This is a genomic window from Flagellimonas rhodophyticola, from assembly GCF_049332665.1.
Classification (GTDB): domain Bacteria; phylum Bacteroidota; class Bacteroidia; order Flavobacteriales; family Flavobacteriaceae; genus Flagellimonas.
Window position 1 is genome coordinate 952,417 of record NZ_CP186326.1, and the last position, 14,541, is coordinate 966,957.

Annotated in this window: 14 protein-coding genes; 6 read left to right on the plus strand and 8 right to left on the minus strand. The window is 36.0% G+C overall.

Annotation, left to right across the window (positions count from 1 at the left end):
- The first annotated feature begins 674 nt into the window (after window positions 1-674).
- The 6 genes from ACOKFG_RS04375 to ACOKFG_RS04400 all read left to right on the plus strand — a co-directional run bounded on the left by ACOKFG_RS04375 (window position 675) and on the right by ACOKFG_RS04400 (window position 6,778).
- Window positions 675-1,841, plus strand: a complete 1,167-nt coding sequence (locus ACOKFG_RS04375; protein WP_298793348.1) for an HlyD family efflux transporter periplasmic adaptor subunit — start codon at window positions 675-677, stop codon at window positions 1,839-1,841.
- 1 nt (window position 1,842) lies between these two features.
- A complete protein-coding gene (locus ACOKFG_RS04380) occupies window positions 1,843-4,020 on the plus strand; it encodes a peptidase domain-containing ABC transporter (protein ID WP_298793349.1) in 2,178 nt (725 codons plus the stop codon).
- A 15-nt stretch (window positions 4,021-4,035) separates the two neighbouring features.
- Entirely contained in the window at window positions 4,036-4,347 is a 312-nt protein-coding gene (locus ACOKFG_RS04385) for an HTH domain-containing protein (RefSeq protein WP_299486719.1), read from the plus strand.
- Window positions 4,348-4,460: 113 nt separating this feature from the next.
- On the plus strand, window positions 4,461-6,302 hold the full coding sequence (locus ACOKFG_RS04390) for a carboxypeptidase-like regulatory domain-containing protein (RefSeq protein ID WP_298793350.1): 1,842 nt from the start codon (window positions 4,461-4,463) through the stop codon (window positions 6,300-6,302).
- Window positions 6,303-6,477: 175 nt separating this feature from the next.
- Complete coding sequence (locus tag ACOKFG_RS04395; protein ID WP_298793351.1) at window positions 6,478-6,612, plus strand: hypothetical protein; 135 nt, start codon at window positions 6,478-6,480, stop codon at window positions 6,610-6,612.
- A 28-nt stretch (window positions 6,613-6,640) separates the two neighbouring features.
- Window positions 6,641-6,778 (plus strand): class IIb bacteriocin, lactobin A/cerein 7B family, encoded by a 138-nt coding sequence (locus tag ACOKFG_RS04400; RefSeq protein WP_298793352.1) that lies wholly within the window; start codon window positions 6,641-6,643, stop codon window positions 6,776-6,778.
- A gap of 281 nt (window positions 6,779-7,059) precedes the next feature.
- Here ACOKFG_RS04400 and ACOKFG_RS04405 read toward each other — a convergent pair whose 3' ends face one another.
- The 8 genes from ACOKFG_RS04405 to ACOKFG_RS04440 all read right to left on the minus strand — a co-directional run bounded on the left by ACOKFG_RS04405 (window position 7,060) and on the right by ACOKFG_RS04440 (window position 14,525).
- Window positions 7,060-7,674: a hypothetical protein gene (locus ACOKFG_RS04405; RefSeq protein ID WP_298793353.1), complete on the minus strand. Its 615-nt coding sequence runs from the start codon at window positions 7,672-7,674 to the stop codon at window positions 7,060-7,062.
- On the minus strand, window positions 7,646-8,887 hold the full coding sequence (gene dcm, locus ACOKFG_RS04410) for a DNA (cytosine-5-)-methyltransferase (protein WP_298793354.1): 1,242 nt from the start codon (window positions 8,885-8,887) through the stop codon (window positions 7,646-7,648). The genes ACOKFG_RS04405 and dcm overlap by 29 nt, the downstream gene beginning before the upstream one ends.
- 14 nt (window positions 8,888-8,901) lie before the next feature.
- Window positions 8,902-9,390, minus strand: coding sequence for a GDYXXLXY domain-containing protein (locus tag ACOKFG_RS04415; RefSeq protein WP_298793355.1), 489 nt, complete (start codon window positions 9,388-9,390; stop codon window positions 8,902-8,904).
- A complete protein-coding gene (locus ACOKFG_RS04420) occupies window positions 9,377-10,453 on the minus strand; it encodes a DUF4401 domain-containing protein (protein ID WP_422861914.1) in 1,077 nt (358 codons plus the stop codon). Before ACOKFG_RS04420 ends, ACOKFG_RS04415 begins: the two co-directional genes overlap by 14 nt.
- Window positions 10,441-11,391 (minus strand): DUF2157 domain-containing protein, encoded by a 951-nt coding sequence (locus ACOKFG_RS04425; protein ID WP_298793357.1) that lies wholly within the window; start codon window positions 11,389-11,391, stop codon window positions 10,441-10,443. The genes ACOKFG_RS04420 and ACOKFG_RS04425 overlap by 13 nt, the downstream gene beginning before the upstream one ends.
- Window positions 11,392-11,515: 124 nt before the next feature.
- Entirely contained in the window at window positions 11,516-12,217 is a 702-nt protein-coding gene (locus tag ACOKFG_RS04430) for a hypothetical protein (RefSeq protein WP_298793358.1), read from the minus strand.
- 46 nt (window positions 12,218-12,263) lie between these two features.
- Window positions 12,264-12,692 carry a MarR family winged helix-turn-helix transcriptional regulator gene (locus ACOKFG_RS04435; RefSeq protein ID WP_298793359.1) on the minus strand — a complete coding sequence of 143 codons (429 nt, stop codon included), beginning with the start codon at window positions 12,690-12,692 and terminating at the stop codon, window positions 12,264-12,266.
- A gap of 75 nt (window positions 12,693-12,767) precedes the next feature.
- A complete protein-coding gene (locus tag ACOKFG_RS04440; RefSeq protein WP_299486710.1) occupies window positions 12,768-14,525 on the minus strand; it encodes an arylsulfatase in 1,758 nt (585 codons plus the stop codon).
- Window positions 14,526-14,541: the final 16 nt, after the last annotated feature.

Here is a 14,541-nt window from a genome sequence, read left to right on the forward strand (position 1 = left end):
TTCTTTAAAGCAAGATCAATACCCTTCAATTGCTGTTTTAAATTTTGCGTCCGTTCAAAATCATAAAACTTCTAGTGTTTTTGATAATAAGAATCCACTAGAGTGCTCAGTTTTTTTTCTTTGGTGTGATCATTAGAAAACATGTTCAACCGTTCCAATTCAACAGGGGAAAATCTTCGAAGTCCTGCTGAGGTTTGGACTACATGCTTAAAGCGGGAAAGAGTCCTAGTAGACAGACTAACGGATAATTAGGAAAAGTTTTTACTAGATTGTTAAACTCTTTCTTTCCAACTTGCCTCTTAATAAGAAATATGTGATTTGCGATTTAAAGGATATTTCGGCTCTGAAGCTCTTGTGGGCTATGTTGAATTGCTTTGTAGGAGGGCAATAAAAGGATTCTGAAAAATTCAATTAACAACCTGATTACTCTTAATTGACCCCCTTTATTTTCTTAAATGAAGGTTATGAATCAATTGAGAACCATAATATATCAATTCATATCTTGTTTTCTTCAAAAGAATAAGTTTTTTCTGCCAAATAGATGATAATTTTTCATTCAAATATTATTGAATAATCAATATTTATTCTTTGCTAAAACTTTCATTTAAATTTTCGAATAACAGATTTAAATGAACTCCACTAAAATGCCAAACTTTTAATATTCTGTACAAGTAATGCAAATTTTCCCAAAAGAAATCATTGATAATACTGTTCAAGCGTACATTCCAAAAAACAGCGTCAAGAGCAAAGCGATATATGGCTTGATATTATTTTCCATTTTCTTGGCACTTTGCTCACTACCTTTTATTAAAGTAAAGGTCTATACATCGGCCCAAGGAATTGTAAAGCCATCCAAGGAAAGAATTAAGATCACCAGCCTCAATTCTGGAAAGGTCATATTTTCTAACATTGAAAGCAACAAATATGTGGAAAAGGGAGATGTGCTTTTAATTCTGGAGAGCAATATTTTAAATGAGCAGATTGCATTGATAAATTATGAATCCAAAAGATACTTAGAGCAGATAAAGGATTTGAAATACCTCTTGAATGCGAAAAGAATTTATAGTGATAGTATCAAATCTTTAAATTATCAAAAAGTATATCTCCAATATTCAGAAGGTTTAAACGAGCATTCTACAAGAATCAAAAAGCTCAAGAAAGACTATGACAGAAACTACAGGCTCTTTTCAAAAGGAGTAATCGCCAAAGCCGAGTTTGAGAACATAAAATTGGATTATGACCTAGCCCTGAACACTTTCAACCAATTCAAAAAACGACAACAAAACACTTGGCAATCCTCTTTAACAGAATTGGAAAATAACCTGGAAGTGTCCCAAAATAAAAATATCCAATACAGTAAGAGTAAAAAAGAATATATAATTACTGCCCCAATGAACGGTTCCCTTGTTAATCTATATGGAGTTGAGAAGGGCAGTATAATAACATCAGGGGTTTCTCTTGTGGAAATCTCTCCTGACACAGATTTATTGGCCGAATGTTATGTAAGTCCAGTCGACATAGGCCTTATCAATAAATCAAAACCGGTCGATTTTCAAATTGACGCTTTCAATTATAACCAATGGGGTCTTGCATCTGGGGAGATTCTTGAAATCTCAAAAGATGTTGAGCTGATAAACAATCGACCTGTTTTCAAGCTTCGATGCAAATTGAATGAAGGATTCCTGCAATTAAAAAATGGTGCTAAAGGTATTATAGGAAAGGGAATGACATTCAATGCGAGATTTGAACTGACCGAACGGACATTGTACCAATTATTATATGATAAAGTAGACGATTGGATGAACCCTTCACAAAACACTCAAAGAACTTCTGTAGAGTAAAATGGCTAAAATCACTATAAGACAGCATGATATAACCGATTGTGGAGCAGCCTGTTTAGCATCCATAGCCGCTCATTTTGATTTTCAGATACCAATTTCCAGGATTCGGCAATATGCTGGAACCGATAAAAAGGGGACAAACGTTTTTGGACTTATAAAAGCAGCTGAAAAGATGGGGTTTTCGGCTAAAGGTGTTCGAGGTGAATTTGAAAGCCTATTTAAGATTCCCAAGCCAGCTATTGCACACATAATAGTAAAAGAACAGTTGCACCATTATGTGGTAATATATGAAGTGAGCAAGAGTCATATAAAAATAATGGATCCTGCCACGGGAAAGATTAAGAATTGTTCCAATGAAGAATTTAAGAAAGAATGGACAGGTGTTTTAGTACTTCTACTTCCCAATGAGAAGTTCAAAAAAGGGAATGAAAAAATCTCCGTACTCAAACGTTTTTGGTTCCTGTTAAAACCGCATAAAATGGTGTTGGCGCAGGCATTTATAGGAGCTTTGGTATATACCCTATTGGGCTTTTCTGCATCTATTTATATACAAAAGATAACAGATTATGTACTGATCGATAGTAACACTAAACTATTGAACCTCCTAAGTGTAGTGATGATTATCCTGCTAATATTGCAACTTATAATAGGAGCCTATAAAGATGTATTTCTTTTAAAAACAGGTCAACAGATAGACGCAAGGTTAATATTGGGCTATTACAAACATTTACTCAAACTACCCCAACAATTTTTTGACACTATGCGTGTGGGAGAAATCATATCACGCATCAATGATGCAGTAAAAATTAGGAACCTTATCAATGGTGTTTCCCTCAACCTCACAGTGAATGTCCTTATAGTTGTCTTTTCATTTGGATTGATGTTTACCTATTACTGGAAACTGGCCTTGATAATGCTCATCATTATTCCAATATTTATAGTGATATATTGGCTTGTTAACACGTTAAACAAAAAAGTGGAGCGTAAAGTCATGGAAGATTCCGCCGATTTGGAGAGTCAATTGGTTCAATCTTTAAATGCGGTGGGCACCATAAAACGGTTTGGATTGGAAAGTCATGCTAATTTAATGACCGAGACCCGTTTTATTCGATTGTTAAGGACCGGCTATAAATCAGCATTAAACCATATTTTCTCAGGTACCAGTTCCAATACCATTGCCCAATTATTCACTATTATATTACTATGGTCTGGGGCTGGATTTGTTATAGACCGAGAGATTACCCCTGGAGAGCTGTTATCGTTTTATGCCATTATTGGTTATTTCACGGGGCCTTTAACCAATCTCATTAGTGCCAACAAAGACATACAGAATGCACTTATAGCAGCTGACCGTCTTTTTGAAATCCTAGATTTGAAAAGAGAAGATGTGAATAAGAAAATAACCCTGACCAAAAATAAAATCAATAATATAAGTTTCACAGACGTGGCATTTCAATACGGGACAAGGACAGAGGTCTTCAAGAATTTGAACTTGACCATTGAAAGAGGCAAAATTACTGCCTTTGTTGGAGAAAGTGGATCGGGAAAATCAACCCTTGTTTCTCTGATTCAAAACATCTATCCCATCAACAATGGAAAAATCAGAATTGGTGACATCGACCTAAAGCATATTGATAACCAAAGCCTTAGAAATTTAGTGAGTGTGGTTCCTCAAAAAATAGACTTGTTTGCCGGAAATGTAATAGAGAACATTGCAGTAGGAGAATTTGAGCCAAATTTTGATAAGATATATAAAATATGTAGCGACATTGGGATTTTGGAATTTATAGAAAGTCTCCCCAACGACTTCAATACCTATCTGGGCGAAAATGGAGCCACCTTGTCCGGGGGGCAAAAACAACGTATTGCAATAGCAAGAGCCCTTTATAAAGATCCCGAAATTTTGGTGTTGGACGAGGCAACTTCTTCCTTGGATAGCAGTTCAGAAAATTATGTCCAAAAAACGATTGGCAATCTACGTTCTGAAGGTAAAACGGTAATTCTAATAGCACACAGATTAAGCACTGTGGTCAATGCGGATAAGATCGTAGTTTTGGACAAAGGTCAAGTAGTTGAAGAAGGTTCTCACTATAAGCTTTATGATGGTGAAGGTGCATATTTTGAATTATGGCAACAACAAGTGCCTTCATTCTTGTCAATACTTAAACCCGTTAACTAATAAATCTTACCGATTATGTCAAAACTGACAAGGCAAATAGCAATTCTAGAACGCGTACACCAATTGATAAGGCTAAAAGCTACGGGAAGTCCTAAGCAATTAGCAGAAAAGCTAGGAGTCTCAGAAGCTACAGTATTTAGAATGATAGATACAATGAAAGAGATGAAAGCGCCTATCTATTATAATTTAACAAGGCAAAGCTATATCTATACAGAGACTACATATTTTAAATGTGGCTTTTATGCAGAGGAACTGGACTCAACAACTAAGAGGAACTTATCAGGCGGGTGTTGCTTTACCTACATAGAACAATTGGTGAAATTTTAACTTTTTTATCAGAAACGCCTCTATTCTTAAACAAAGAATATGATTCGTTTTTATCAAAAACTATTTGGATTGAATCGGAAAAAATAATTTAGTAAGAAATATATCCCAGTACCTTGAGACAATATCAAAATATCATTTTAAGTCTTCTTTGCTATTTTTCAATTCATGCATGTTTTTCCCAAAAAGCTATTTCTGGCAAAATAATTGATGATAATGGTACTCCCCTACCTTTTGTCCATATACGTTTTGAAAACAGTAATATTGGGACAATTTCCAATGAGAATGGCGTGTTTCAATTTGCAACCAATAAAGATGTTGGGAAAAAAAGTATAATCATATCTGCAATTGGATATAAAACAGAAAAGATTCTGTTTCAAGAGGAATACCAAATTATTTCATTGAAACAAGATATTATAGCCTTGGATGGGGTCATATTATCCCCTGAAGATTATGGAAAGCAGCTGGTTGAAAAAGCAATTAATGCTATTCCTCTGAATTACCCAAAAGTAGAAGAAAGGCATACAGGTTTTGTTAGGGAGGTCACTTCTTGGGAAAACAAAAAGAACCCAATCTATGTTGTTGAAGCGGTACTAGAATCCATCAAAAAATCATATACTAAAAAAAACTTATCAGGGGATGTCAAATTAATTGAATTTAGGAAATATCAAAGTGAACAGTTGGACTCCTTGAATACAAGAATTTATGCAGGTAGTCATCATATACATAGGTTTGACATTGTATCACGAAAAGAAGCATTTCTGGGAAAACCGAATGACTTTATTTACAAAATCAAGGACACCTTACTTCAATATGGGGAAAAGATATACTTGGTTCATTTTGAAAAAAAAAGTAAGTTATCGGGCCAGATATATATAGCAGACTCTTCCTTTGCCATTGTAAAAGTGGTCATTGACCAACACTTCAGTTCCAAGACCCTTACAAATAATCGGCAGTATTTAAAATATACAATCACATATGAACAAGGAGAAGATGAAAAATGGAGGTTCAAACATTCCCATTACGAAACTGCTTTTGACAAGAAAGATGGACTTTTCAAGCTGACAAGCGATTATGTGACCACCAAAGTGGAAACCAATAAAGATGTAATACCTTATACTGACAAGTTGCAATATGGTGATATTTTGTTGAATAAATCAAAACAATATGAGCTTGGTTTCTGGAGTGGTTACAACATTATCATACCAAATCAAAAGACAGAAAGTTTATTCAAATCAATGGATTATTTAAATAAGAAGAATGATAAAAGGAAAAATAAGTTTGTTGATTTCCTACTAAGAATTGACCATGATATATCAATTATAGGAACATGGATAACTATGAATACCAATACAATAACCTTTAACAACCCTTCTCTCGTAGTTCAAGAAAATTTGACTTCTTCAAAAGAGTATGTAACAGGGTTGTCCTATTCTCTGATGTATGAGATTAAACCCAATATTTTTCTAGGATATGCAAATGAAAGTAAGATTTCAAAAACAGGAACAACTTCTCATGACGTAAGCATAGCAAATAGGTTCAACTTAAATCCCAATGGTCGGCCTATCTTCATATACCCAAGTGTAAATTTTGGGTATCAAAAGTTGGATTTCCTGATTGGAAGCTATAGTCGTACCGGAGATTTAATTGTCAATGGAAAATCCTTTGATACTGCTAAATTGGATGTTTTTCTCTCTCAAAAGAACTATCGGTTAAATCCCAATATCTCGCTTGGTATAGAAAAAAGTCGTCGCTTCTTGTTTAAGATATCAATTGGGCACAATTTTCAATTTAACGAAAAAAAAGGTGTTTTTTTTCGTGAGAAAGATGGGTTTTTCGCTTTAAGAAAAAGTACATTCCTAAACAACGGAAAAGAAAACTTATCAATTAATCCTAGTAATAATGATTTGTTACAAAACAACATTAATATAAAAACGGGTATCGTTTTTAGTTTTTAAACCATGGCCATCATTCCATTTGATTTATTCACTTAAAAATTAACTTTTTTTGATGGGCTCTCAATATTTGAGAGTGAGTCTTGCAATATTTGGTATGTAATGAAAAACCGGGCGCTTAAGAAATTTCCGGGTTTTGATTACAAAAAAATAAATGTTTAACATAAAAATTCTAAAAATGAAAAATTTAGAAAGTTACGGGGTTTCAGAGCTAAGAGTTACTGAAACTCAAGAAGTAAATGGAGGGTTTCTTGGTCTTCTTGCAGGATTTCTGGTTGGAACAGCCCTTGCAATGATATTTTTTGACAAGTAAAATAATTATTAATCCAAAAGCTTGAAACATGAAAAATTTAGAAAATTTACAACTGACCGAGCTTAGCGCACAAGAAGCTCGTGCAGTCTCGGGTGGGTTTGGTTTTTTACTAGGTTTATTAGTGGGCTTTGTAGCTTCTGCGCTAGCATTGTCCGCCTCAAAGTAACAGATTAAACAAATAATAGTGGGGGTATGTCCCCGCTATTATTTACTGTGCTCAATTGACCATCTACTTATTGGTTAAGTTATTTTATGGCATACTGTTGAGCATAGTATGCGCTGCAATGCCGTGACAGGATATATATGAAGTAAATTTTTCTTCAACATTACACAACTCTGTAATTTCAATGGCTTTTTGCTATTCCTATACTGCTATCCGAGATTATTGAGATGAATTTTCATTATGGTTTAATGTAAGAGATAATGTAGTTTTATTATGCTTCCTAATTAAACCAACTGCTTGCCTACACCAATCTTTAATAAAAACTCCAACCTTAACACTAGATTTATAGGATTTTCCGCTTTATTTTTTCTTGAAAAGAACAAATAACCTTCAGTTTTTGGGTCAAGATTGTCCATAACCAGTTTTCCATGTAGGCTTTTATTAGCTGAGATGGTCTTTTGCAATAGATGTAAGGTCAAACCTCTTTCAATTAGATACGAAATCAATTTTTGCCTATTCACAAAGGTGACATTGCAGGAGGTATAAATTCCTTTTTCATCAGAAAAGATGTTGGTAGCCAAAGCGTAAAAATGGGTTTGCTTCTTTTTGTCAAAAAGCCACCCGGGTTTTTCAGCACCGTTTTTTTGATATAAAAGTTCGAAAGCAAAAGTCGGTAGTGATTCATTTATATAATCCAATTGGGCTTTTTCATCCACAAAATGGACTTGTTGGGTCGTTTTGTTCTTTAGAACAAGGTCAATCCCATCCAATTGCTGTTTTAGATGCTGTGTCCGCTCAAAATCATAAAACTTCAAGTTTTTTTGATAATAAGAATCCAGTAAAATGCTCAGTCTTTTTTCTTTGGCGAGGTCAGCTTTGAAGTTGCTTTTCAAGGGCATCGATTTTCTGGAACAATACATTGCCCATTTGTTCCACTACACCTACCACAAGCGCATTGCCCATAAAAAAAGCTCTTTTGGTGTTGGAGATACCCTCCAATTTGGTGTGATCATCAGGAAACATGTTCAACCGTTCCAATTCAACAGGAGAAAGTCTTCGAAGTCCTGCTGAGGTTTGGACTACGTGCTTAAACCGAGATGGGGATTTACCGCCCTCACCGGTTATTATTGTTCTGGAAGGTTGATCAAGTGCATCAGGAAATACCATACTTCCCTCGCTATAATTATATTCAAAACCATCTTTGGTTTTGCGAATTTCTTTTTTGGACCCTTTTAAATATTCCCATTTTGGAATATCAGCTTCTGGAATTGAAAACTCCACTTCATTATTGTTCTCAATAATGTCGGAAAGAACATTACGAGAGCCATAATAATCAGCTGCTGTCTTTATAGTGTCTATTTCATTCTCAATACAGAGCCCTGAATTTAGAAAAGGAGAAAGTTCTTTATCTGCATTGAACGAATCGGAGAGCGACACCAAATCTTTGTCCAAAGAAAAAGAAACGGGAGCACCTAACTTCTTAACTGGAAATGATGAAGCAATGGTGCCATGTTCCAAAAGCCAATCCATAGGGTTTTGATTGACCAACTTCTTATAAATGGCTGTGGATTTATGGTACCCTAGAAAAAAGACCCGTCTCCTGCGTTGGGGCATTCCGTATTCTGCGGCATTGATTACCCGCCACTCTACGGCATAGCCCAGATTGTTCAAACTTTTGAGCATAACGGCAAAATCCCGTCCTCTCTGCGTTGATGGGGACTTTAATAATCGGTCCACATTTTCAAAAAAAAGATATTTAGGCTTGTTTTCTTTTTCTGAAAGAATACGATGAATGGACCACCATAGCACCCCTTTTTTGCCAATTAGTCCTTTGGAATTTTTTAGTGTAGTGGCCACAGAATAATCTTGACAGGGAAATCCGCCTACCAATATATCATGGTCGGGAATTTTAGAAGTTGACACTTCTTCGATATTCACATTGGAGTGGTTTTTAGAACCAAATCGGGCTTCATATACCAAAGAGGCATGCTGTGTTTTTGTGGATGGTTCCCATTGGTTGCTCCATACCACCTCATAATTGCCTGTGTTTTCCAATCCGAGTCGAAAACCGCCTACACCGGCAAAAAGTTCGCACACCTTGAGTTTTTGCATCTTCAAAAATAGGGTTATTCTATTTTCTTTAAATCTTCATCATACAAACCAACCAATACACTGTTTCCTTGGTCATCTATTTTCAATCCACCATATTTTGCCACTTCATATTTTTCAGCTTCTCCTTCTTGAAAGAAAAAAGACTCAGCCCCAATGTTTATCCCCCACCAATTTGCAGCAGTAAATTCAATAAGGTGCTCATTTTCATAGATAGGTGTCGTTTCTTCTTGTAAGCGAACCCGCTCTGCAGTGCCATTGGGTAAAAGTTTGACCACGCAAAAACCTCGTTTTGGGATGCTATCAGTATCGATGCCTTCAGAAATGGTATAGCGGAGACGCATATAATCTCCTTGAATGAGCGATCTTGGGTCTACCGGGGCTAGTTCCAATAGCACAAGCTTGCCCTCGGATAGCATAGACTCCTTTTTTATCACATTGTTGTTAAAGACCAACAATAGGATCAATAGATTTAAAAGGATGATGACCCACTTATATTTTTTCATTCCCCTTGAGCATTTTTTGGATGAACATATAGAAAACTAATAGTACCGCTCCTGATGAAATCAAGATGAGGGATTTGGTCAACAAGGTAAAACTGAGGTCATAATAGTATTGCGAAACAAAATAGACCAAAGCAACAATGCCAATTATAAAGCTGGTTTTATGATTGACGTAAAATCCCAATAGAACGATTAAGATGGCTCCGGAAATTGAAGGACAGAATATTGTGGGAAGCAAAAATAAGACGGTTAAGCCGTAGATTGCGGATTTATGTTTGGATTCCTCCAGTCCAACGACCCCAATGATATTATGCACAAGAAACAGGACTCCAGCCCAAATAAAAATGGAGGAAATCCAGATGTAATTTTGATCTATAGGAATCAAACCCCTAATGCCTAGTGTAATTAAACCGATTAAAAAAGAAACTACAATACCGATGCGCAAAGGACTGTAGAGCAGGGACAATTTAGCACTTGAATTCATGATTTTTGCTTCGCACAAAAACCAAAAACCCATTAATAGCACATAAAAAGTAATGTAAATGTGAATAAAATCGTAGAGATCATTAGATATGATCCATGTGAGCAAACAGGCACCTATGGTTACGGTGGAGACAAAGGACAAGATATAATTCTGCATTACATATAAACTTGCAAGAGCTATAGCTATGATTATGAAAATGACTGTGTTTTCATCGAGGTTTAAATTCAACAGACCAAAAGCCAAGCTAGCTACACCTATTATGAATATGGAAACGCTGAAAGTGTCGAAAATGAAGTTATCCACTTTCTTGTTAAGTATCCATGAAAAAATAATAGCACATATACCAACGGCCAGTATTCCATATTCAGAATCAAAGACTCCAACTATCCCCATAAAACCAAAGAGCGCCAATGAAGCTAAAAAACCACCAAAAACGGACAGAAGTTTGATTGCTATACCCGGTTGGCTGACATCTGTGTTCTGATAAGCTGATAGAATAGCTTTTTTGTCACAAACAAAAGTGTTTTCCTCCTCGGATTGAATGTCACTCAACAACTTTTCTATGGCTTTTATCCTTTCCATTTTCGCTGTAGTTTAAGTAATGACATAATCAATAGAGAGATACTGATAACAATGAACAAACCGACAGTAAGAAACATGGGCGCACCATCCGATAATTCAATTAGGAAAGCTGAAATTATAATAATGCCACCAAATGGAATCAAGGACACATAGATGATTTGTTTATGTTTAATACCATACCATATGCCGGCTCCAAAGAAAAGTAGAACAATTGTATAAAAGAGGGCAAAAGAGGAGCCTTGTCCATCAAAAATTCCCTGTAGAAAACCCAATGTGCCGATAGAAACTATATATAATAGCAGAATGTTCTGTAGCCATATGGGGGCGTGAATTTTGTATTTGAATTTTGATGCTATAATAAAAATGAGAGCAATCAAGGTGTTGAAAACAAAGAATAAGGTATACACAAAATCTGCGGACCAATCATGGGCAACTTGTTTTGTGTACAACATAAATGTGGTGTTCAGCAGAATAATATAAAGAAGCCATAATGGGGCAAAATTTGAAACGAATACCCACAGACTAATTAATAGGGTCCAACCTAAAAAGAGATCATATGCATTGGCCCCTGTTTGATAAATCTGCCCAAAAACAGCCAATAATACACCAACTAATATTGAAGCTGCGGTTATGAGAACATTTTTGATTAATTGACTCATACGGGAGTAGAGAACTATAAGCGCTATCGCTATAATTAACCCCTCAACCAATCCAATCTTGATAAACTTGTGTAGGTCAGCCCAATTGTATGCGAAGAAAAAGAGAATCCCAAAGGTGATAAAAGAAACTCCCAAACATAGTAAAAACAGCTTCAGGAACGCTTGCCAAGTATGCGAGGTATTATAAACGTTTTGTTTTAGGGTTTTGGCAATACCTTTTTCAGACCAATTGCTATGCTTATTTATTATTTGAATGTCTTCCCTGGTAATATTTGCCATATGACAACCTCTGAAAAGGCCAAACGTGACCTATAAATTGTACTTGTTCGGTAAGATAATAAAAAGGGGCAGATTATTTTCCGAGGAATTGACGAACAGATAAGAATTGTGTGTATTTAGAATCTCATTCCTTCGGTTTTCTGGTTAATTGAATAATAGATAAAGCATGAAGAAAAACGGCAAATGGCATTAAAAATGTTGGAAGTAATAAATAAGGGAACTGATTAAACTCGAGCGGGATACCAGAATTGCCCCAAATGGTTGGCAGGTAGAATGAGGTTATAAATATAAAAGCTGCGAACAGTACCACAAGAATTCCGATAACATTCCATATTAAAAGAATCTTTCTTGAACTATTTGTTCGATTGGCGTAAACCGCCATGACTATGGCAGACAATCCTATTAACACGTCATAATTAGAACCTTCAAAGGTCACTTGAACAGGTAAAATATTGTTCAAAAACGTAAAATAAAATAAAACCTCTATGACCGCCCTAAAACTCTGAATGGCTATGGGAAGTGCTATCGGAATAGCCGAAAGTACTTTATGGTTTCTATTCCTATTCAGGAATAAAAAGGTAAACAGAAATACAGGGAAGACCATAAACAGCGGAATTCGTGGAGGCAAGGACAAGTCGTAATAGAATCCAGTGTTCCAGACGAAAAACTGTAATGTCAACCAAGACAATATGCCTATCAAAGTGAGTAGCAAGATTCGATTTCTTTTAGCAGGGGTAGAGCCAGTTTTTAACAGAGCATTGTTTAAACCCCACAGAAGAATGGTTAAAAGAATAACAAACAACAGAACGTAAGAAGCCTTTATCATGGTTATTGAATTTATGGTTGTATATACAACTTATAGAATTAAATTTTTATCTGCTCAATTTGGTTAATATCAAGTTGATTGCGTTTTCTCCATCCTTTTCCAAGATTCCCCTAACTTCTGACATGGCATTGTTCCAGTGTGGCAAAACACCCTCAAGAAATTCCTTCCCGTTTTCTGTGATGAATAAAAAGGAGTTCTCGTCGCCAGAGATGTATTGTTTTTCAACCAATCGGGTTAGATTTCTATTTACCGTGGATTTTTCCATGTGGAGCTTTTCCGATATTCGTTTTTGGTTGACCGAATTTCCCTTCGTAACAACAAAAAGAATACTTAGTTGACTGTCTGTTATCCCGAAAGGCCTTAGATGCTTTCTGAAAATATTAGCGATTATCCTTTTGCATTTCATGATGTTTCCTGAAATACAGCTGGAAGGATTGCACTGTTCAATATTGCTATACGTTGAATTAGATGGCATAATTCAAAGATAATGAATAGAGTTGTATATACAACTATTTTAACTGTATTATTGAAACAGCTCTACTTCCGAGCACTAGTTAACTTTCTCCAACTGTACCCAAAAAGGAAAGATTCTTTTCCTATTGACCATATAGAAGGGTACAAGTGAACCCTTCATTTCCGGCAGCGTCACATTTTTCATTTCAATGATATCCGTTTTGGCCTCGTTCTTCATTTGATTGACCACCGCACCGGTTTCCAAAAACATTCTTCCCTGTGCTTCTACGGGTTTGATAAACTTGAACTTAAGATTATATGCTCCTTCTTTTATATGTACCTCCCATTTTCCATAGATTTCTTCTTGGTCCCATATTCCTCGCTGTCCAGAGGCATCATTTCTATTGAGTATGATAGGGTTTTCAAATTCTGAACCTATAACAATCAAGGGCTGATTCATAATGTTTTCAGAGGCAATGAGTTCTTGGTAATGGGTTTCCAATTCGTTTTTCAGGTCCGTCGCCAAGCTAGTATTTTCTTCAACAATATTCTGCTGTTCATTTGGATCTTTATTAATGTTGAACAACTCAAATTCCTCAATAGGGGAATTATAATTTGTTTGCCCCACTAGCTTGTAATCTGCTTTTTGAATGGCGATATTATGATATAGTTCTGGATACCTACGAGCCCAATAGAAAAATAAAGACCTGTCGCCCCAATCGACACTTTTATCATTCAAAAGAGGAAATAGATTTTTACCGTCAATTTTTCTATCCGAAGGAATTTCCACATTGCATAATTGTGCTAGAGTAGGCAAAACATCAATATGGGCAGTTGTAGTTTCAATATCCCCGCTATTTTTGAATTGGGATGGGTATCTAAAAAAGAAAGGAACGCGAACACCACCTCTATAAACACTTCCTTTTAAACCTCGCATACCGCCAACATATCTGAGTTGTTGGGGTCCATTGTCCGTCATGAAAATGACAATGGTATTGTCCGAAATCCCGAGAGTATCAAGTTTATTTAGCACCTTGCCCACGTTATCATCAATATTCGTGACCATCGCATAAACTTTTCTAGCATCTTCTTTGTCTTTTTCACTCATTTTTCGTGAAGCCGAATTGTTTTTTTCAAAAGCGATGGATGGATCAATATTTGCATATTGTTGGTAGTATTTTTCAGGTACCTGCAAAGGTGTATGAGGGGCGTTGAAGGAGAGATAGCAGAAAAAAGGTTGGTCCCTATTTTCCTCGATAAATGCAACGGCATTATCCGCAAAAATATCTGAACAATAACCTGTGTACTTTTCTTTTTCACCATTGTGCCATAAAACAGGATCAAAATAACTGCGATTACCTTCAAAAAAGGTGGTAAAATCGCCTACTTGACCCATGCCGCCCGAAAGATGAATTAGCGACTCATCAAAACCTTGATCATTGGGTCTGCTGGGGAAATTATCACCCAAATGCCATTTGCCAAAAACTCCAGCTCTATAACCTCCTTGTTTAAGCATTTCAGCTATGGTTATTTCATTGGGAGCCATAATGGCACCTCCGTTATAAGTATCTCGAACGCCTGTTCGCAAAGAATACCGGCCAGTCATTAAACTTGAACGGGTAGGGGCGCACACAGGTGATACATAAAAGTTATTGAAACGGATACTTTCCTTGGCAAAGGCATCCAGCACGGGAGTTTTTATTTGATCATTCCCGGTTATACCCAAATCTCCATAACCTTGATCATCTGTGATTATCAAAATCACATTTGGACGTTTTTTTTGTTGGGATTGGCTTGAAAAAGCTAAAAAGAGGGCCATTAAGCCAACGAAAAGGGTCCTTTTTTTGATATGCATGATTGCGGTTTTTCTA

Excerpts from the sequence above, each read along its gene's own strand:
- ACOKFG_RS04375 (WP_298793348.1), top strand. The coding sequence starts at position 675 with ATGCAAATTTTCCCAAAAGAAATCATTGATAATACTGTTCAAGCGTAC.
- ACOKFG_RS04380 (WP_298793349.1), top strand. The coding sequence starts at position 1,843 with ATGGCTAAAATCACTATAAGACAGCATGATATAACCGATTGTGGAGCA.
- ACOKFG_RS04385 (WP_299486719.1), top strand. The coding sequence starts at position 4,036 with ATGTCAAAACTGACAAGGCAAATAGCAATTCTAGAACGCGTACACCAA.
- ACOKFG_RS04395 (WP_298793351.1), top strand. The coding sequence starts at position 6,478 with ATGAAAAATTTAGAAAGTTACGGGGTTTCAGAGCTAAGAGTTACTGAA.
- ACOKFG_RS04400 (WP_298793352.1), top strand. The coding sequence starts at position 6,641 with ATGAAAAATTTAGAAAATTTACAACTGACCGAGCTTAGCGCACAAGAA.
- ACOKFG_RS04405 (WP_298793353.1), bottom strand. The coding sequence starts at position 7,674 with ATGCCCTTGAAAAGCAACTTCAAAGCTGACCTCGCCAAAGAAAAAAGA.
- dcm (WP_298793354.1), bottom strand. The coding sequence starts at position 8,887 with ATGCAAAAACTCAAGGTGTGCGAACTTTTTGCCGGTGTAGGCGGTTTT.
- ACOKFG_RS04415 (WP_298793355.1), bottom strand. The coding sequence starts at position 9,390 with ATGAAAAAATATAAGTGGGTCATCATCCTTTTAAATCTATTGATCCTA.
- ACOKFG_RS04420 (WP_422861914.1), bottom strand. The coding sequence starts at position 10,453 with ATGGAAAGGATAAAAGCCATAGAAAAGTTGTTGAGTGACATTCAATCC.
- ACOKFG_RS04425 (WP_298793357.1), bottom strand. The coding sequence starts at position 11,391 with ATGGCAAATATTACCAGGGAAGACATTCAAATAATAAATAAGCATAGC.
- ACOKFG_RS04430 (WP_298793358.1), bottom strand. The coding sequence starts at position 12,217 with ATGATAAAGGCTTCTTACGTTCTGTTGTTTGTTATTCTTTTAACCATT.
- ACOKFG_RS04435 (WP_298793359.1), bottom strand. The coding sequence starts at position 12,692 with ATGCCATCTAATTCAACGTATAGCAATATTGAACAGTGCAATCCTTCC.
- ACOKFG_RS04440 (WP_299486710.1), bottom strand. The coding sequence starts at position 14,525 with ATGCATATCAAAAAAAGGACCCTTTTCGTTGGCTTAATGGCCCTCTTT.